Below are 16668 nucleotides of genomic sequence, written 5' to 3'. Positions count from 1 at the left end.
AAGGGACCGCCAGTCTACCGCGCCGCCGCTGCCGCCCGGGTAAACGCCGGCACCGGCACCGTCATCATTACCGTCATTCGGCGGTGACCGGGTCGATCACCGCATGGACTTCGGCGATCCGATTGGCGGGGAAACCGCCCATCCGCGCGTGCTCGCGGATCAGGTCCTCGTTCGGCGCCACGTAGATGCAGTACACCTTGTCGGCGGTGACGTAGCTTTGCATCCACTGTACCTGTGGGCCCAGGTCCTCCAGCACCTCGCAGGATTTGCGCGAGATGGCGCGCAGTTCCTCCGCCGGCAACAGGCCGGCGCCGGGCAGATCGCGTTCGATCACATAGCGTGGCATGGGAATCTCCAGTGGTTCAGGGGCGTGCTTCGAACACCAGGTTGAACGGGGTCTGCGCCGCGCGCCGGAAACGGCCGAAGCCGCCGGCTTCCATCACCGCGCGCAGGCGCGCCTCGCCGGCCTGCGCGCCCAGCGCGGGGCCGTGGCGGGCCAGCGACACCGGCACGCAGATCTGCGAAGAAGCACCGTAGTAGACCCGGCCGACCGGATTGAGGTTGTCCTCGACGTTGTCGCCGGCGAACGGTTCCACCAGCAGGCAGTGCCCGTCCGGCTTCAGCGCCTGGCGGGCATGGCGCGCCGCGCCGACCGGATCGGCCATGTCGTGCAGGCAGTCGAAGAAGGCGATCAGATCGAAGTCATGCTCGCCGTAGCCGGTGGCGTCGGCGACTTCGAAGCGCGCGTTCTCCAGCCCGGCCTCGCGCGCGCGTTCGCCGGCCACCCGGATCGATTCGGGATGGTAGTCGTAGCCGACGAAGCGCGAGCGCGGGTAGGCGCGGGCCATCAGCAGGGTGCTGGCGCCATGGCCGCAGCCGACATCGGCGACCTGCGCGCCGGCGGTGAGCTTGGCGACCACGCCGTCCAGCGCGGGCAGCCATTCGCCGAGCAGGTGGGCGTTGTAGCCGGCGCGGAAGAACCGTTCGGTGCCATGGAACAGGCAGGCGTGGTGATCGCCCCATTCCAGCCCCGCACCGGTGCGGAAGTTGTCCACGGTGCGATCCAGCGCGTGGAAGACCGCCTCGATGATGTAGTACGCGCCCGCCAGATCCACCGGACTGGCCGGGTCGGCCAGGCACAGCGCCTGTTCGGGCTCCAGCCGGTATTCGCCGCTGCCGGGATCGTAGGTGACGTAGCCGCCGGCGGCCTGGTTGGCCAGCCATTCGCGCAGGTAGCGTTCGTGGGTGCCGGTGCGCTCGGCCAGCGCCGCGGGCGTGAGCGGCCCCTCCGCCAGCGCCTTGTACAGGCCCAGCCGATCGCCTGCCAGGATCAGGGTGGCGCTGATCGCCGCGCCGAGGTCCTCGACCGCCTTGCCGAGGAAGGTGTTGAGCCGGGTTTCGTCGATGCCCATCGGGGAGCCCTCCGACCGCGCGCGACAATGCCTGCCGCAGGCCTCCCCTGACAGTCATGATGACGGCGATGTGGGTGGAGGACGGCCGTCCGCCGGTCGGAAAGTGGTCCGCGCGGGGGCTTCCGGATCAGCTTCCGGATCAGGCGACTTCGTTGAGGTCCAGCACCACCCGCACCAGGCCCGGCGCGGAGTCGGCTTCGCGGACCTGCTTGAAGCCCAGCGACTGGGCCAGTTGCAGCATCGGCAGGTTGCTGTCCAGGACGTCGCCGTAGAGCCGGTCCAGCTTCTTCGAACGCGCCCACTTCACCAGCCGGCGCATCAGGTGGCGACCCAGGCCCTGGCCGGCGATGAAATGGCTGACCAGGATGGCGAACTCGGCCTCGCGGGTGCGGTTGACCACCGACGCGCGCGCCACCGCGCCGACCAGCGCTTCGCCCGGCGGCAGCGATTCGGCGGCGACCAGCGCGAACTCGGTCTGCGGATCCGGCTGGCTCAGGCGCTGCGCCATTTCCGGGGTCAGTTCGCGCAGGGCGTACAGGAAGCGCTGGCGGATTTCGTCCGGTCCGAGCAGGGTGAAGGCGCCCTGGATGGGACCGGCGTCCTCGGGTCGGATCGGGCGGATCAGCAACTCGCGCCCGCTGGGCAGGCGGAAGTGTTCATGCCAGGGGGGCAGTCGTTTCGGCGCGGTCATGTGATCATGCTCGCACGAAATCCCCCAGGCAGGCGAGGCGCCTGAACAGCGGTTCAGGCAGCGTGGCGTTTCCCGCGCAGCCGCCCGATCAGCACCGTGACCGCCACGATCAGGGCACCGGCGACGATGCCGACGCCGGCGTTGAACAGCATCGACAGCAGCCCGCCGAGCGCGCCCTGCGCGTACGGCTCGATGAAGTGGTGGAGGGCGCCGATGCCGTGCACCAGGATGCCGCCGCCGACCAGGAACATCGCGGCCGTGCCGGCGATGGACAGGAATTTCATCAGGTAGGGCGCGCTGTGCAGGATGCCGCGGCCCAGGGCGCGCTTGAAGCGCGGCCAGCCGCCCGCGCGCTCGTCGCGGTTCAGCGCCAGGCCGGCGTCGTCGAGCTTGACGATGCCGCCGACCAGTCCGTACACGCCCACGGTCATGATCAGGGCGATGGCGACCAGCGTGAGCAACTGTTCGATGAAGGTTCGCCCGGCCAGGGTGCCGAGCGAGATGACGATGATCTCCGCCGACAGGATGAAATCGGTGCGGACCGCGCCACGGATGCGCTGCTGCTCGAAGGCGACCATGTCGACCTGTTCGTCCTGCACCGCGCGCACGCGTTCGGCGTGCTCCTGTTCGTCCTCGCCCTTGCCGTGCAGGAACTTGTGCGCCAGCTTCTCGACGCCCTCGTAGCAGAGGAAGGTGCCGCCGAGCATCAGCAGCGGGGTGATCAGCGGGATGTTGATCCCGCGTCCGTGCAGCCAGGTTTCCAGCGCGCTGATCGCCAGCGCGGCCGGTACCAGGATTGCCTTGTTGACCATCGATCCCTTGGCCACCGCCCATACCACCGGCAGTTCGCGGTCGGCCTTGATGCCGGAGACCTGCTGGGCGTTGAGCGCCAGATCGTCGCCAAGCACGCCGGCGGTCTTCTTGGTGGCGATCTTGGTCATCGCCGAGACGTCGTCCAGCAGGGTGGCGATGTCGTCGATGAGGGCGAACAGGCTGGATCCGGCCATGGAGGGATGCGCGAGGAAGGGAGCGGCGATTCTCGCACAGCCTCCCGACGGGATCGTGGCGGGCGCGCCTAGCCCGGACGTTTGCCGGGCGCGGCGGCGGTTTCGCGCTTGATCCACTCCAGCCGGCTGCTGGCGCCGGCTTCGCCCAGCGCGGTCTGCAGGGCGGGCAGCACCGGCGCGATGGCGGCGTCGAACTGCCAGGGCGGATTGATCACCAGCATGCCGCTGCCGTTGAGCCGCAGCGGCGAATCGTCCGGGCGGACCTGCAATTCGGCCACCAGCGCCGACTTGGCCGGCAGGGCGGCCACCTTGCGGAAGAACGGCAGCAGGCTGCGCCGCTGCTTGATCGGATACCACACCGCGTAGGTCGCGGCGGGCCAGCGTTGCAGGCCTTCGCGCACGGCATCGAGGATCTGCGGATACTCCGCGTCCTGCGCCTCGTAGGGCGGATCGATCAGCACCAGCCCGCGGGCGAAGCGGGTTTCGCCGAGCCGTGGCGGCAGCAGGGCGCGCATCGCCGCATAGCCGTCTCGCGCATGCACCGCCACCCGCGGGTCGTGGGCGAACAGCGCCTTCAGTTCGGCCGCTTCCTCGGGTTGCAGTTCGCAGGCGGCCAGCCGGTCCTGCACGCGCATCGCCTGCGCCGCGAGCAACGGCGAACCCGGGTAGGCCACCAGCGCGCCCACCGGGTTGTCGGCCTGCACCGCGCGCAGGTAGTCCTCCACCGGCGCGGGCAGGCGGGCGCTGTCGAACAGGCGGACGATGCCGCCATCGGCCTCGGCGGTCTTGCGGCTCTCGCTGGCGCCCAGCAGGTAGCGCCCGCGGCCGGCATGCGTGTCCAGCACGAAGAACGGCGTGTCCTTGCGCTTGAGTGCATCCAGCAGGGCCAGCAGCAGGACGTGCTTGAGGACGTCGGCGTGATTGCCGGCGTGGAAGGCGTGGCGATAGTTCATCGGTGAAGTATGCCGGGATTCAATCCGTCGCCGGGAAAGCATCGGCGGGGTTACCGGTACCCGGTGACGCTTCGGCCTGTTCCCGCAGCCAGGCGCGCACGCGCGCCACCGCGTCGTTGCCCGCGTGGCGTGGCGGCCAAAGCACCCGGATCGGATGGCCTTCCAGCACCGGACCGAAGGGTTGCACCAGGGTGCCGTCGTGCAGTTCGCCGGCCACCAGCGCCAGGTTCGCCAGCAGCACGCCCTGGCCCGAGATCGCGGCGACGATGGCATGCGACTCGTCGGAGAACATCCGTTCCGGCGCGTCGCCGGCGGCCACTCCGGCCTTGCGGAACCACAGCGGCCAATCGGGCGTGGCGCGATCGCGCTGCCGCCACTCGAAGCGCAGGCGCGGGAACGAGGACAGCCGCGCCGGATCGTGCAGGTCCAGGCGCGGACTGCACACCGGGGCGAAGCGGCACGCAAGCAGATGGTCCGCGTGCAGGCCGGGCGGCGGCGTCCGGCCGTAGCGCAAGGCCAGATCGACCTGGCCGGCGAGCAGATCCACCGGCGCGTCGGAGGCGTGCAGGTGCAGATCGATGTCCGGATGCGCATCGGCGAATGCCGGCAGCCGCGGCAGCAGCCATTGCGCGGCGAAGCCACGGGTGGCCGAAACGGTGACCGCCAGGCGCGGCGAGGGGGCGCGCAGCGCCGCCAGGGTCTGGCCGATGTTGTCGAAGCTGTCGCGCAGCACTGGATACAGCCGCTGGCCGGCCTCGGTGAGCGCCACCCGCCGGGCCTGGCGGGTGAACAGTGGCAGGCCCAGCCGGTCTTCCAGCAGACGGATCTGGTGGCTGACGGCGGTGGGGGTGAGCGCCAGTTCCTCGGCGGCCCGCCGGAAGCTCAAATGCCGTGCGGCGGCTTCGAACACGCGCAGCGCGTTCAGGGACGGTAGTCGGGCTATGGGATGAATTTCATTCATCTATGAGGGTTCGCAAATATCGTTTTTTCTGGGGGTTGGTCCCCGGGAAAATGCGCATCATGCACCTGTTCCGGTGCGTTGCCAAAGATGAATAAAAATGAACATCCTGTGCATCGACTCCAGTGCCCGCGCGGGCCGCTCGGACCAGCAGGCGCATGGCTCGCACACCCGCCGCCTCAGTGCCGGATTCCTCCGTCGCTGGAAGGCGCGGCGTCCGCACGACCGGGTGGCGCATCGCGACGTGGGCCTGCATCCGCCCGCGCCAGTGACCGGCGACTGGGTACGCGCGGCGTTCACCCGGCCGGAGCAGCGCGACGAGCGGATGCGCGAGGCCCTGCGCGAGAGCGATGACCTCGTGGACGAACTGATCGCCAGCGAACTGATCGTGATCGCCGCGCCGATGTACAACTTCGGCATGCCGGCCCAGCTCAAGGCGTGGATCGACAACGTGGTGCGGGTCGGGCGCACGTTCGGCTTCGACCGCAGTCGGGCCGGGGAGCCGTACTGGCCGATGCTGGCCGGGCAGGGCCGGCGACTGGTCCTGCTGGGCGCGCGCGGCGATTTCGGCTATGACCCGGGCGGACGCCTGGCGCATCTGAACCATGTGGAGGACGGCATCGCCGTGCCGCTGGCGTACCTGGGCATCGACCGGGTGGACCGCATCGCGGTGGAGTACGACGAATTCGCCGACGTGCGCCTGGCCGGTTCGCTGGCGGCGGCCGAGGCCGAACTGGATGCGCTGGTGCCACGCCTGATTGCGGAAATGGCCGATGGCGCCGGCGCATCCCCGGTCCGGATGGCGACAGGCTGAGGCAGGGCGCGTGGCGGCCCGCGCGGGGGCCGACTATCCTGTGCCGCATGCCGCTGATCCTGATTGCCGAAGACGAAGCCGCCATCGCCGACACCGTGTTGTACGCGCTGCGCAGCGAGGGACTGGAAACCGAGCATTGCCAGCTCGCGCGCGAGGTCGTGCCGCGGGTGCGCGCCGGTGGCGTGGACGTGGTGGTGCTGGACGTCGGCCTGCCCGACGCCAGCGGCTTCGACGTCTGCCGTGAATTGCGCGCCTTCAGCGACGTACCGGTGATCTTCCTGACCGCGCGCAACGACGAGATCGACCGGGTGCTGGGGCTCGAACTTGGCGCGGACGACTACGTCGCCAAGCCGTTCTCGCCGCGCGAACTGGTGGCGCGGGTGCGCGCGCGGCTGCGCCGGTTGCATCCGGCCGCGCCGGCCACGCCGGATGCGGGCTGGATCCGCCAGGGCGGTTTCGCCATCGATCGCGACGGGCACCGGATCCATTACCAGGATCGCCCGCTGGATCTGACCCGCTACGAATACGCCCTGCTGGCGGCGCTGCTGCAGCGGCCCGGCGCGATCCTCAGCCGCGCGCAATTGATGGATCGCGGCTGGGACAGCGACGCCGAGAGCATGGACCGCACCGTCGATACCCACATCAAGACGCTGCGTGGCAAGCTGCGCGCGGCCGGCGCGGAGCCGGATCCGATCCGCACCCATCGTGGTCTCGGCTACGCCATCGAGCTCTGATCATGCGCCTGGGCGCCCGCCTGTTCCTCGCCTTCTTCCTGATTGTCGGACTGGCCGCGTTCTTCGTGATGCGGGTGTTCGTCAACGAGGTCAAGCCGGGCGTGCGCCAGGCGATGGAATCCACCCTCGTGGATACCGCCAACCTGCTGGCGGTGATGGCCGCCGACGATCTGAAGGCCGGCCGCATCGCCGATGGCGACTTCGCGGCCAAGATGTCCGAAGCCGCGGGACGTGATCTGCGCGCACGCATCTGGAGTTTTCCCAAGCGCCACATCGAATACCGGGTGACCGTCACCGACGCGCGCGGCATCGTGGTCTACGACTCGCAGGGCCGCGACCTCGGCCGCGACAACTCGCGCTGGAACGACGTCTACCTGACCCTGCGCGGCGAATATGGCGCGCGCTCCAGCCCGGAGACGCCCGACGATCCGGAGCGCACGGTGATGCACGTGGCCGCGCCCATCCGCGACGGCGACCGGCTGATCGGCGTGCTGACCGTGGCGCAGCCCAACCACACCATCGATCCCTTCATCACCGCCAGCCAGCGCAGCATCATGCGCCGCGGCGCCTGGCTGATCGGTCTGTCCGCGCTGATCGGCATGCTGATCACCTGGTGGCTGGTGAGCGGCATCCGCCGCCTGAACCGCTACGCGCAGGCGGTGGCCGCCGGCGAGCCGGTCCCGCCGCCCAAGCCGCGTCGCGACGAAATTGGCGATCTGGGCCGCGCGCTGGAGGCGATGCGGCGCAAGCTGGAGGGCAAGGCCTATGTCGAGCAGTACGTGCAGTCGCTGACCCATGAGATGAAGAGTCCGCTTGCGGCGATCCGGGGCGCGGCCGAGCTGTTGCAGGAACCGCTGCCGGAAACCGAACGGCAGCGCTTCGCCCGCAATATCCAGACCCAGGAGCAGCGCCTGACCGAGACCATCGACAAGCTGCTGGCGCTGGCCGAGGTGGAACAGCACGGCTGGCTGCAGAAGCGCCAGACGATGATGGCGGACGAATTGCTGGAGGCCGTGCGCGAGGCCGCGGAGATGCGCGCCACCGGCCTGGATCTGCGCGTGCGCGGCGCCCCGGGCCTGCGCCTGAGTGGTGATCCCTTCCTGCTCCGGCAGGCGCTGAGCAACCTGCTCGACAACGCCATCGCGTTCTCGCCGTCCGGCGCGGAGGTGGTGCTGGCCGCCGAGACCGCCGGTGATCGCGTCCAGCTGAGCGTGCGCGATCACGGACCGGGCATTCCCGACTACGCGCGCGAACGCATCTTCGAACGCTTCTATTCGCTGGCCCGTCCGGGCAGCGGCCTGCGCAGTTCCGGCCTGGGCCTGCCGTTCGTGCGCGAAGTCGCGCGCCTGCATGGCGGCGACATCGTCCTGCGCAACCATCCCGACGGCGGCGCCGAAGCCGTGCTGACCCTGCCCGCGGCCTGATCGAACCCTATCTTGTGGGAGCGACGTAAGTCGCGATTCGACCAAGCCGGGTTTCGCGACTCACGTCGCTCCCACAAAAGGGAGAAGGCGCCGGCCACCCACTTCACACAGACTTCAAATCCGCTTCCACGCCCGCCCACCGGCCGGCGCCAGGCTTTGTCCATCTCCACACCCGGATGGGCGAAGACATGAAGTCGTTGAAGCTGTTGTTGCGGTTCCTGACCGTGGGCGGTCTGGTGCTGCTGTTGATGATTCCCCTGCTGATGGTGCGCGGCGTGATCAGCGATCGCGAACGCTACCAGGCGCAGGCGGTCGAGCGCATCGCCGAGAGCATGGCCGGTCCGCAGCAGGTGATCGGGCCGTTGCGGGTGGTGCCGTGGCAGAAGACCAGCAACACCACGGTGGTCAACGCCGAAGGCAAGCCGGAAATTCGCCAGGAAACCGTGCGTGGCTACGTGCTGCAGACGCCCAAGACGCTGCAGGCGGGCGGCGGGCTGAAGCCGGCGCTGCGGCGCATCGGCCTGTATGACGTGCGCACCTACCAGTGGTCGGCGCGCATGAGCGCGCACTTCGAGTCGCTGGTGCTGGAGCAGACGGATGGCCGCACCTATGGCAAGCCCATCCTGGTGATGGGCTTGAGCGATGTGCGCGGACTGGTGGGGACGCCGGTCGTCAAGGTCGACGGACGTACGCTCGCCTTCGAGGGCGGCACCGGCGCGATGTCCGCGCGGATGAGCGGCGTCCACGCGGTGCTGGGCGGCGAGGGCGGGGTGCTCCTGCCGGCCAGCAACGTGCAACTGGACTTCGGCCTGGCCGGCACCGAATCGCTGGGCATCAGCCCGATCGCCGACAGCAACCGCATCGATGTCCATTCGGAATGGCCGCATCCGCTGTTCGGTGGTCGCTTCCTGCCGACCCAGCGCACCGTCGAGGCCAGCGGCTTCACCGCCAACTGGGAAATCTCCTCGCTGGCCAGCAACGCGCAGGCGCAACTGGCCAGCGCCGAAGGCGATTTCACCCGACGCATGCCGCTGACCGGCCAGGTCGCCATCGACGCATCCTCGGAAGGTCCCTCGCTGACCCGCATCGACAGCGCCGACATCCACCTGGTCGATCCGGTGGACATCTATACCCAGGCCGATCGCGCCAGCAAGTACGGCATCCTGTTCGTGGTGCTGACCTTCGTCGGGTTCGCCCTGTTCGAACTGATCAAGCGCCTGCCGATCCACCCGCTGCAGTACCTGCTGGTGGGCCTGGCGCTGGCGATCTTCTTCCTGCTGCTGCTCAGCCTGTCCGAACACATCGCATTCTGGAAGGCATACCTGGTGTCGGCGGTGGCGTGCATCGGCCTGCAGTTCTTCTACCTGTCCGGCGTGCTGCGCAGTTGGCTGCGCGCGGCCGGGTTCGCGACGATGCTGACCGCGCTGTATGGGGTGCTGTACATGCTGCTGCTGTCGGAGACCAACGCGCTGCTGATGGGCACGCTGCTGCTGTTCGGCATCCTGGCGGGGATCATGTGGATCACCCGCAAGGTCGACTGGTACGACCTGGGCAACGGGTTGCGCTGAGGCACGCCCATGCTGGACCCGCAGACATTGCATCGCCGCGCGTGCCGCGTGTTGCCCGCCTGCCTGCACACCGAGGCCGTCATCGCCCTCGACGGCGGTGACGGCAAGCCAGCCGGTATCAGCGAACGCGCGCTCGCCACGCTGCTGCTGCCGCTGCGGCACGTGCACCGGGGTTGGCTGGGGTTCCGGTTGGCGGCGGAGACGCGCAACGCGCTGCGCCGCCGGCCGATGGTGTTGCTGCAGGACGCGACGCAGGCCAGGGAAGGCCTTTCGCGGCATGCCGTCCCCATTGCCTGGGGACCGTGGCAGGCGGCGGGCGAGCCACCGCGCGCCCGTCGCTTCATGACCTGCTCGCGGGATGGCCGCGCACGCCTGTGGGTGTTGCCCGAATCCGGAATCGTGGTCTATGACTGGGATGATCGCCGCTGCCTGCCGGCGGGAGGCGGCGAACGATGCCGGTGATGTTGGTGGGAACGGTCCTGGTCCTGCTGTTCTACGTCATGGCGGCGGTGATTTCATGGCGCTTGTACGGCGTACTGTTCCTGCTCCCGCAATTGCTGTTCTCGCTGCTGTGGTTGCAGCACTGCCATGCGTCATCGCAGCCGGGCCACGACGGGGGCCCGGGCGAAGGCCTTGGCGTGCTGATGGTGATGGCCGCGCAGGCGATGCTGACCGTGGGCGGCCTGCTTGCAGGCGTGGCGGTGGCGGCGGGGCGCGGGGTCGCCGGCGCGGGTATCGAGCCGCCGCCGGGTGGGACCGGCGAGGGTCCCACGCCGTGACCGCGCGTCACCATGCCGGGGCTGCGGTAAAGTTCGCGGATGGATTCCCGCTTCGACATCCGTGTATTCCGCGGACCGGACATCGGGCCGTGGCTGGCGGACGTGGCGCGCCTGCGCGTGGCCGTGTTCCGCGACTGGCCCTATCTGTACGAGGGTGATTTCGACTACGAACGCGACTATCTGGCGGCCTACGCGGCGTCGCCGCGCAGCGTGTTCGTGCTGGCGCTGGACGGGGAGCGGGTGATCGGCGCGTCCACCGGGCTGCCGCTGCTGGATGACGGCGAAGCTTTCCGCCAGCCGTTCCTGGCATCGGAGATCCCGCCGGACGAGGTGTTCTATTTCGGCGAATCGGTGCTGTTGCCGGAGCATCGCGGTCGTGGCATCGGCCATGCCTTCTTCGATCGGCGGGAGGCGCATGCGCGCGCGCTGGGCGGTTTCCGCTGGACCGGGTTCTGCGCGGTGGATCGCGACCCGATGGATCCGCGTCGGCCGGCGGAACATCGCGGCAACGACGCGTTCTGGCACAAGCGCGGCTACCGGCGCAGGGAGGGGATGACCATGCAGCTGGCGTGGGACGAAATCGGTCGCGGCGAAATCCCGCATGCGCTGACGTTCTGGCTGCGTCCGCTGGAGGTCGCGCCATGAAGGTGGCCGTGGCCAAGTATCCGATCCAGGCGCCGCGCGACTTCGCCGCCTTCGCCGAACGACTGGGGCGATTGCTGGGTGATGCGGCCGCACAGGGCGCGAAGGTGGCGGTGCTGCCCGAATACCTGTCGCTGGAACTGGCCGCGACCTTCGCGGCGGACATCCGCGGTGATCTGGAAGCCTCGCTGGCGGCGACCCAGGCGCTGCACGCGGACTGGATGAGCTTGTTTCCGAAGCTGGCGACGGAACTGCGCCTGCATGTGGTGGCCGGCTCGTTCCTGCTCGCCGTGAGCGAACGGCGCTACCGCAATCGCAGCTACTGGTTCACGCCCGATGGCCGCCACGGTTGGCAGGACAAACTGCAGCTCACCGGTTTCGAGAAGGCCACCGGCGTGATCGAGGGCGGCGACGCACTGAATGTGTTCGATGTCGAGGGCGTGCGGGCCGGCGTCGCGGTCTGCTACGACAGCGAGTTCCCGCTGCCGGTGCGCGCGCAGTACGAAGCCGGCGCACGCCTGCTGGTCGTGCCCAGTTGCACCGACACAGAGGCAGGCGCCACCCGCGTGCGGGTCGGTTGCCTGGCGCGCGCGCTGGAGAACCGTTTCTTCGTGGCCCAGGCGGTTACCGCCGGCATCGCCGAATGGAGTCCGGCGCTGGACGTGAATACTGGCGAGGCGGCCCTGTTCGCGCCGATGGATCGCGGTTTCCCCGCCGACGGCGTGCTGGCGCAGACCCGTGGCGACGAGGTCTGGGCCATCGCCGATCTCGATTTCGACGCGCTGGATGCCAGCCGCGGCCAGGCGCAGGTCGCCAACGATCGCAACTGGACCGGACAGGGCATTCCCGCACTGCAGCGCGCCCGCCGCGAACCGTTCCGCTGAGCCCGGCTCTCGCCGGCTCTCCGCCCGACCATGACTGATGGCAGGGGGACCATGACCTTTGGCCGGGGCAGACTCGATCCTTTATGCACATTCGGGGACGAACCCGGGGAGAGCAGGGGCGTGTTGAAGCGGAGCGTGATGGCGTTGTGCCTGGGCCTGGCCGGAATGGCGCAGGCGAATGAGCCGGTGGACCTGGACATGGTCAACCGCATCCGCCAGGAGGCATTCCACCGGTCGCAGGTGATGGCGACCTTCGGCCACCTGACCGAGGAAATCGGGCCGCGCCTGACCAACTCGCCGGGCATGGCGCAGGCCAATGCCTGGTCGCGCGGCAAGTTCACCGAGTGGGGTCTGTCCAATGTCCATGACGAGGCGTTCGACGACTTCGGCCGCGGCTGGACCTATCGCTCGGCGAGCGTGGAACTGCTGGCGCCGCGGGTGACCTCGCTGCGCGCGGTGCCCAAGGCCTGGACGCCCGGCACGCAGGGCCCGGTCGAAGGCGAGGCGGTGGTCGTCACCCTCAAGACCAAGGCGGACCTGGACAAGTACAAGGGCAAGCTGAAAGGCAAGATCGTCCTGCTCAGCGAAGCCCGCGAGTACAAGCCCGGTACCGAGCCGGATTCGCGCCGCTACGACGAAGCCGGCCTGACCGAGCTGCTGTCCTTCAGCGTGCCCAAGGACACCAATCCGGCCGATCGTGGCAAGCGACTGGCTGAGTACCGGCAGCGCCAGGATCTGGTGCAGGCGACCAACCGTTTCCTGACCGAGGAAGGCGCGCTGGCCGCGCTGAGCATCAGCGGCTGGGACAACGGCATCATCCGGGTCGGCGGCGGCGGTTCGCGTCGTGCCGGCGAGCCGGCCGGCATTCCGGAACTGGCGGTGGCGGCCGAGCACTACAACCCGCTGCTGCGCGCGATCGAGCGCAAGCAGGACGTGCGCCTGCGCATCAACGTGGACGCGCAGTTCACCAGCGAGACCAATGATCCCGGCTACAACACGATTGCCGAGATCCCGGGCAGCGGCAAGGCCGACGAGATCGTGATGATCGGCGCGCACATGGACTCCTGGCACGCCGGCACCGGCGCGGCCGACAACGCCGCTGGCGTGGCGGTGATGATGGAAGCCATGCGCATCCTCAAGGCGGTGGGCGCCAAGCCGCGCCGCACCATCCGGGTGGCGCTGTGGAGCGGCGAGGAGCAGGGCCTGATCGGTTCGGCGGCCTATGTCGCCAAGCACTTCGCCGACTATCCGGAAGCCACCGATCCGGAACAGAAGAAGCTGCCGCGTTACTTCCAGGAGCGCACCGGTCCGCTCCAGCGCAAGCGCGACTACGACAAGTTCTCGGCCTACTTCAACCTGGACAACGGTTCCGGCAAGATCCGCGGCATCTACGCGCAGGAAAACCAGGCGGCGATGCCGATCTTCGAAGCCTGGCTGAAGCCGTTCAACGACGTCGGCGCCACAATCGTGACCGTGCGCAACACCGGCAGCACCGATCACGTCTCGTTCGATCGCGTCGGCCTGCCGGGCTTCCAGTTCGTGCAGGACGGCCTGGACTATTTCAGCAACGTCCACCACAGCGATCTGGATACCTACGATCACGCCGCGCCGGAAGATCTGAAGCAGGCGGCGGCGATCCTGGCCTCGTTCGCCTACCACGCCGCGATGCGCGAGCAGAAGCTGCCGCGCAAGCCGCTGCTGGAAAACTGAGCATCATCCTCGTGAAGTGGAGAAGGCCGGATTCTCAGGAATCCGGCCTTCTTTTTTCCCAGCCGTTTTTCCGGTTCGCTCAGGCGAACAGCGACACGCCCGGCACCAGCCACAGCGACAACCCGGCCAGGGCCGAACCGATCACGGTGGCGGCCAGCACGTCGCTGGGATAGTGCAGGCCCAGCACCACCCGCGATACCGCCACGCAGGCCGCGAACGGAATCAGCAGCACCGCCAGCGCGGGATAGTGGGCCAGCGCGACCACGGTGAAGGCGACCGCATGCAGGGTATGTCCGGACGGAAAGCTGAATTCGTCCAGCGGCGCGATCCAGGCGCGGATCCGCACGTCCGAGGCGAACGGGCGCGGGCGCCGGGTCCAGCGCTTGAGCAGCTTGTACAGGGTCAGCGCGATCACGCCGGTGGCCGCCAGGTGCGCCGACGCGGCCAGGCCGTCCAGCCCGTCCGCGACGATCAGTGCGCCCATCAGCACGTACCAGAACACGCCGTCGCCCAGGCGGCTGATCACCGCGAAGAAGCGGCGCACGCCCTGCCATTCGCCCCAGCGGTTGGCGCGCAGACACCAGCCTGCGTCGCGGCCCCGGAGCGCGTTACGCGGTAGCGACGTTCTCATGCGGCCTCCTTTGCGCGGCCAGACCGGCCAGCAGGTTGTCGAAATCGGTGGCGACCTGTTCCGGGCGCAGTACGCGCACGGCCTCGCTGGCATCGGCGCCCAGGCGCCGGCGCAGCGCTTCATCGGATCCCAACTGCGCGGCCGCGGCCACGAACGCGTCGTCGTCGCTCACCGCGAAGCCGTGCACGCCGCTGCGCAGGTGCTCGCGCGCGGCGCCGTAGTCGAAGGCCACGGTCGGCACGCCGCTGGCCATCGCTTCCAGGGTCACGTTGCCGAAGGTTTCGCTATGGCTGGGGAACAGGAACAGATCGCCGCTGGCGAAATGCCGCGACAATGCCGCGCCGTGTTGCACCCCGCAGAACACGAAGTCCGGATTGGCCGCCGCCAACCGCTCGCGCGCCGGACCGTCGCCGACCCAGACGAAACGCGCGTCGGGGCGGTCGCGCTGGATCGCGCGGAACGCCTGCACGGCCAGGGTGAGGTTCTTTTCCGCGGCGATGCGGCCCACGTAGATCGCCACCGGCGTGTCCGCGCCCGCGCCCCATTCGGCGCGCAGGCCGTCATCCCGGTGCGCCGGCGAGAACTGCGAGGTGTCGACCGCGCGCGCCAGCCGCACCACCCGGGCGAAGCCCTGCGCGGTCAGGAATTCCTGCAGCTCGCGGGTCGGCACCAGGGTGGCGTCGGCGCCGTTGTGGAAGCGCCGCATCCAGCGCATCGCGGTCTGTTGCAGGAACGCCGCGCCGTAGTCGCGCATGTATTCGTCGAAGCGGGTGTGGAAGCCGGTCGCGACCGGAATGCCCAGCCGTCGCGCCGCGCGCAGCGCCGACCAGCCCAGCGGGCCTTCCGTGGCCACGTAGATCGCATCCGGTGCCGATTCGCTCCACAGCCGGGCCAGGCGACGCGCCGCCGGCAGGCCGAATTTCAATCCGGGGTAGCGGGGCAGCGCCGCGCCGCGCACCAGGGTGGTGTCGTCGAGTTCGCGCGGGTCGCCTTCCTGCCGCGGCCGCACCAGCGAGACCCGGTGCCCGCGCGCGCGCAGACCCTGTTCCAGCCCCTGCACGGTCAGGGCAACGCCGTTGACCTCGGGCGGATAGGTTTCGGTGACGATGGCGTACCGCATGCGCAACTCCACGTTTTGCGCATGGTGGAGACCGGCCATGAAACCCGCATTGCAGTTACATGGCGTTCGCGTGACAGGGCGCGGTGGGATTGGATTTCCGCGGAAGATGCCTTCGAGGAGCCAAGGCGGAGTTCACATATCGAGTAACCGCTCAGCTAAGCCCCCTTTGAAAAAGGGGGCAGGCACCTGCGAAGCAGGTGACGGGGGGATTGACCAGCCATTCGGCTGTTGAGAAGCGCTTGCTCTTGGCGCAAAAGCAGAATCCCCCTCAATCCCCCTTTTTCAAAGGGGGAGGCAAAAGCAGAAGCTCCCACAATCCCCAATCCCCAATCCCCGCCCTCAAGGCACCGGCCCGCCCCGCGCCGCGGTGAACAGCGCATACCACTCCTCGCGGCTCAGCTCGATGCGGTCGGCGGCGCAGGCCGCGGCCAGGCGATCGGGGCGGGTGGTGCCGATGACGGGTTGGATGCCGGCGGGGTGGCGCAGCAGCCAGGCCAGCAGGATGGCTTCGGGCGAAACGTCGTGGCGGGCGGCGACCAGGGCGACGGCTTCGGCGGTCGGACGCAGCGCGGGCTCGGCGGTCGCCGGGTGGGAGAGCCGGCCACCGGCCAGCGGCGACCAGGCCTGCAGCAGTATGCCCTGGCGCCTGCATTCGTCCAGCGTGCCGGCCGAGGCGGTGTAGGTGGTGCCGCGGGTGGCGGCGATCACGCCCTCGTTGATCAGGTGATGGTGCAGCAGGCTGACTTCGACCTGGTTGGCGACCAGCGGCCGATCGACATGCGCCCGCAGCAACGCGATCTGGCTGGCGGTGTGGTTGCTGACGCCGAAATGCCGCACCTTGCCGCTGCGATGCAGATCGTCGAAGGCGCGGGCGACTTCTTCCGGTACACCCAACGGATCCGGCCGGTGCAGCAACAACAGGTCCAGGTAGTCGGTGCGCAGCCGGCGCAGGCTGCCCTCGACGGATGCGACCAGGTGCGCATGGCTGAAATCGTAGCGACCCGGCGAATCCGGTTGCGGGTCATGGGCGAAGCGGATGCCGCACTTGGATTGCAGGATCAGTTCGTCGCGGCGCGAGGGCGAGGCCGCCAGCCAGTCGCCGAACAACCGCTCCGACTTGCCGCGCGCATAGATGTCGGCATGGTCGAACAGGTTGATGCCCTGTTCCAGCGCGGTCTCGATGAGCTGCGCGGCCTGCCGTCGTTCTTCCGCGGTGGGATCGGTGTCGTCCCAGGCGCGGCTCAACTGCATGCAGCCGCAGGCGATGCGCGAGGCGCGCAGGTCGGTGTGGGGAATCGGATGGCGCCGCATGGGATGGGTTCCGGTCAGGACGCCGGATCA

General features: G+C 69.1%; 18 protein-coding genes. 9 read left to right on the top strand and 9 right to left on the bottom strand.

What is annotated here, in order from left to right; genetic code table 11:
• Positions 1-73: 73 nt before the first annotated feature.
• From FHW78_RS03670 to FHW78_RS03645, 6 genes are all read right to left on the bottom strand, one after another.
• On the bottom strand, positions 74-346 hold the full coding sequence (locus FHW78_RS03670; protein WP_183637807.1) for a DUF4242 domain-containing protein: 273 nt from the start codon (positions 344-346) through the stop codon (positions 74-76).
• A 16-nt stretch (positions 347-362) separates the two neighbouring features.
• The gene (locus tag FHW78_RS03665) at positions 363-1412 is read right to left on the bottom strand and encodes a class I SAM-dependent methyltransferase (protein WP_183637802.1); all 1050 of its coding nucleotides are present in this window, start codon (positions 1410-1412) and stop codon (positions 363-365) included.
• A gap of 139 nt (positions 1413-1551) precedes the next feature.
• The gene (locus tag FHW78_RS03660; protein WP_183637798.1) at positions 1552-2103 is read right to left on the bottom strand and encodes a GNAT family N-acetyltransferase; all 552 of its coding nucleotides are present in this window, start codon (positions 2101-2103) and stop codon (positions 1552-1554) included.
• 53 nt (positions 2104-2156) lie between these two features.
• On the bottom strand, positions 2157-3110 hold the full coding sequence (locus FHW78_RS03655) for a DUF808 domain-containing protein (RefSeq protein ID WP_183637794.1): 954 nt from the start codon (positions 3108-3110) through the stop codon (positions 2157-2159).
• Between the two features lie 68 nt (positions 3111-3178).
• Positions 3179-4063: a 23S rRNA (adenine(2030)-N(6))-methyltransferase RlmJ gene (gene rlmJ, locus FHW78_RS03650; RefSeq protein WP_183637791.1), complete on the bottom strand. Its 885-nt coding sequence runs from the start codon at positions 4061-4063 to the stop codon at positions 3179-3181.
• A 19-nt stretch (positions 4064-4082) separates the two neighbouring features.
• Positions 4083-5024 carry a LysR substrate-binding domain-containing protein gene (locus FHW78_RS03645; RefSeq protein WP_183637788.1) on the bottom strand — a complete coding sequence of 314 codons (942 nt, stop codon included), beginning with the start codon at positions 5022-5024 and terminating at the stop codon, positions 4083-4085.
• Positions 5025-5121: 97 nt separating this feature from the next.
• On the opposite strand from FHW78_RS03645, the gene FHW78_RS03640 reads away from it, so the two are divergent.
• The 9 genes from FHW78_RS03640 (at position 5122) to FHW78_RS03600 (ending at position 13576) form a co-directional block, all read left to right on the top strand.
• Positions 5122-5835, top strand: coding sequence for an NAD(P)H-dependent oxidoreductase (locus FHW78_RS03640; protein WP_183637785.1), 714 nt, complete (start codon positions 5122-5124; stop codon positions 5833-5835).
• Between the two features lie 47 nt (positions 5836-5882).
• The gene (creB, locus tag FHW78_RS03635) at positions 5883-6569 is read left to right on the top strand and encodes a two-component system response regulator CreB (protein ID WP_183637782.1); all 687 of its coding nucleotides are present in this window, start codon (positions 5883-5885) and stop codon (positions 6567-6569) included.
• A gap of 2 nt (positions 6570-6571) precedes the next feature.
• A complete protein-coding gene (creC, locus tag FHW78_RS03630; protein WP_183637779.1) occupies positions 6572-7993 on the top strand; it encodes a two-component system sensor histidine kinase CreC in 1422 nt (473 codons plus the stop codon).
• A 188-nt stretch (positions 7994-8181) separates the two neighbouring features.
• Positions 8182-9561 carry a cell envelope integrity protein CreD gene (gene creD / locus FHW78_RS03625; protein WP_183637776.1) on the top strand — a complete coding sequence of 460 codons (1380 nt, stop codon included), beginning with the start codon at positions 8182-8184 and terminating at the stop codon, positions 9559-9561.
• A gap of 9 nt (positions 9562-9570) precedes the next feature.
• Positions 9571-10023 (top strand): hypothetical protein, encoded by a 453-nt coding sequence (locus FHW78_RS03620; RefSeq protein WP_183637774.1) that lies wholly within the window; start codon positions 9571-9573, stop codon positions 10021-10023.
• On the top strand, positions 10023-10340 hold the full coding sequence (locus FHW78_RS03615; RefSeq protein ID WP_183637772.1) for a hypothetical protein: 318 nt from the start codon (positions 10023-10025) through the stop codon (positions 10338-10340). The genes FHW78_RS03620 and FHW78_RS03615 overlap by 1 nt, the downstream gene beginning before the upstream one ends.
• A 39-nt stretch (positions 10341-10379) precedes the next feature.
• On the top strand, positions 10380-10985 hold the full coding sequence (locus tag FHW78_RS03610) for a GNAT family N-acetyltransferase (protein ID WP_183637770.1): 606 nt from the start codon (positions 10380-10382) through the stop codon (positions 10983-10985).
• Positions 10982-11866: a carbon-nitrogen hydrolase family protein gene (locus FHW78_RS03605; RefSeq protein WP_183637767.1), complete on the top strand. Its 885-nt coding sequence runs from the start codon at positions 10982-10984 to the stop codon at positions 11864-11866. Before FHW78_RS03610 ends, FHW78_RS03605 begins: the two co-directional genes overlap by 4 nt.
• Before the next feature lie 120 nt (positions 11867-11986).
• A complete protein-coding gene (locus FHW78_RS03600; RefSeq protein ID WP_183637764.1) occupies positions 11987-13576 on the top strand; it encodes a M20/M25/M40 family metallo-hydrolase in 1590 nt (529 codons plus the stop codon).
• 79 nt (positions 13577-13655) lie between these two features.
• Here FHW78_RS03600 and FHW78_RS03595 read toward each other — a convergent pair whose 3' ends face one another.
• The 3 genes from FHW78_RS03595 to FHW78_RS03585 form a co-directional block, all read right to left on the bottom strand.
• A complete protein-coding gene (locus FHW78_RS03595) occupies positions 13656-14207 on the bottom strand; it encodes a phosphatase PAP2 family protein (RefSeq protein ID WP_183637761.1) in 552 nt (183 codons plus the stop codon).
• Positions 14185-15327, bottom strand: a complete 1143-nt coding sequence (locus tag FHW78_RS03590; RefSeq protein ID WP_183637758.1) for a glycosyltransferase family 1 protein — start codon at positions 15325-15327, stop codon at positions 14185-14187. The genes FHW78_RS03595 and FHW78_RS03590 overlap by 23 nt, the downstream gene beginning before the upstream one ends.
• A gap of 339 nt (positions 15328-15666) precedes the next feature.
• A complete protein-coding gene (locus tag FHW78_RS03585; protein WP_183637756.1) occupies positions 15667-16638 on the bottom strand; it encodes an aldo/keto reductase in 972 nt (323 codons plus the stop codon).
• Between the last annotated feature and the right edge of the window lie 30 nt (positions 16639-16668).

The sequence above is a fragment of the Pseudoxanthomonas sp. OG2 genome (assembly GCF_014192765.1).
GTDB classification, from domain to species: domain Bacteria; phylum Pseudomonadota; class Gammaproteobacteria; order Xanthomonadales; family Xanthomonadaceae; genus Pseudoxanthomonas_A; species Pseudoxanthomonas_A beigongshangi.
Note: the sequence above shows the minus strand (reverse complement) of the source record. Positions and strands in the feature narration are given on the sequence as shown.

Excerpts from the sequence above, each read along its gene's own strand:
- FHW78_RS03615 (WP_183637772.1), top strand. The coding sequence starts at position 10,023 with ATGTTGGTGGGAACGGTCCTGGTCCTGCTGTTCTACGTCATGGCGGCG.
- FHW78_RS03655 (WP_183637794.1), bottom strand. The coding sequence starts at position 3,110 with ATGGCCGGATCCAGCCTGTTCGCCCTCATCGACGACATCGCCACCCTG.
- rlmJ (WP_183637791.1), bottom strand. The coding sequence starts at position 4,063 with ATGAACTATCGCCACGCCTTCCACGCCGGCAATCACGCCGACGTCCTC.
- FHW78_RS03660 (WP_183637798.1), bottom strand. The coding sequence starts at position 2,103 with ATGACCGCGCCGAAACGACTGCCCCCCTGGCATGAACACTTCCGCCTG.
- FHW78_RS03665 (WP_183637802.1), bottom strand. The coding sequence starts at position 1,412 with ATGGGCATCGACGAAACCCGGCTCAACACCTTCCTCGGCAAGGCGGTC.
- FHW78_RS03620 (WP_183637774.1), top strand. The coding sequence starts at position 9,571 with ATGCTGGACCCGCAGACATTGCATCGCCGCGCGTGCCGCGTGTTGCCC.
- FHW78_RS03610 (WP_183637770.1), top strand. The coding sequence starts at position 10,380 with ATGGATTCCCGCTTCGACATCCGTGTATTCCGCGGACCGGACATCGGG.
- FHW78_RS03585 (WP_183637756.1), bottom strand. The coding sequence starts at position 16,638 with ATGCGGCGCCATCCGATTCCCCACACCGACCTGCGCGCCTCGCGCATC.
- FHW78_RS03590 (WP_183637758.1), bottom strand. The coding sequence starts at position 15,327 with ATGCGGTACGCCATCGTCACCGAAACCTATCCGCCCGAGGTCAACGGC.
- creB (WP_183637782.1), top strand. The coding sequence starts at position 5,883 with ATGCCGCTGATCCTGATTGCCGAAGACGAAGCCGCCATCGCCGACACC.
- FHW78_RS03640 (WP_183637785.1), top strand. The coding sequence starts at position 5,122 with ATGAACATCCTGTGCATCGACTCCAGTGCCCGCGCGGGCCGCTCGGAC.
- FHW78_RS03670 (WP_183637807.1), bottom strand. The coding sequence starts at position 346 with ATGCCACGCTATGTGATCGAACGCGATCTGCCCGGCGCCGGCCTGTTG.
- FHW78_RS03595 (WP_183637761.1), bottom strand. The coding sequence starts at position 14,207 with ATGAGAACGTCGCTACCGCGTAACGCGCTCCGGGGCCGCGACGCAGGC.
- creD (WP_183637776.1), top strand. The coding sequence starts at position 8,182 with ATGAAGTCGTTGAAGCTGTTGTTGCGGTTCCTGACCGTGGGCGGTCTG.
- creC (WP_183637779.1), top strand. The coding sequence starts at position 6,572 with ATGCGCCTGGGCGCCCGCCTGTTCCTCGCCTTCTTCCTGATTGTCGGA.
- FHW78_RS03645 (WP_183637788.1), bottom strand. The coding sequence starts at position 5,024 with ATGAATGAAATTCATCCCATAGCCCGACTACCGTCCCTGAACGCGCTG.
- FHW78_RS03605 (WP_183637767.1), top strand. The coding sequence starts at position 10,982 with ATGAAGGTGGCCGTGGCCAAGTATCCGATCCAGGCGCCGCGCGACTTC.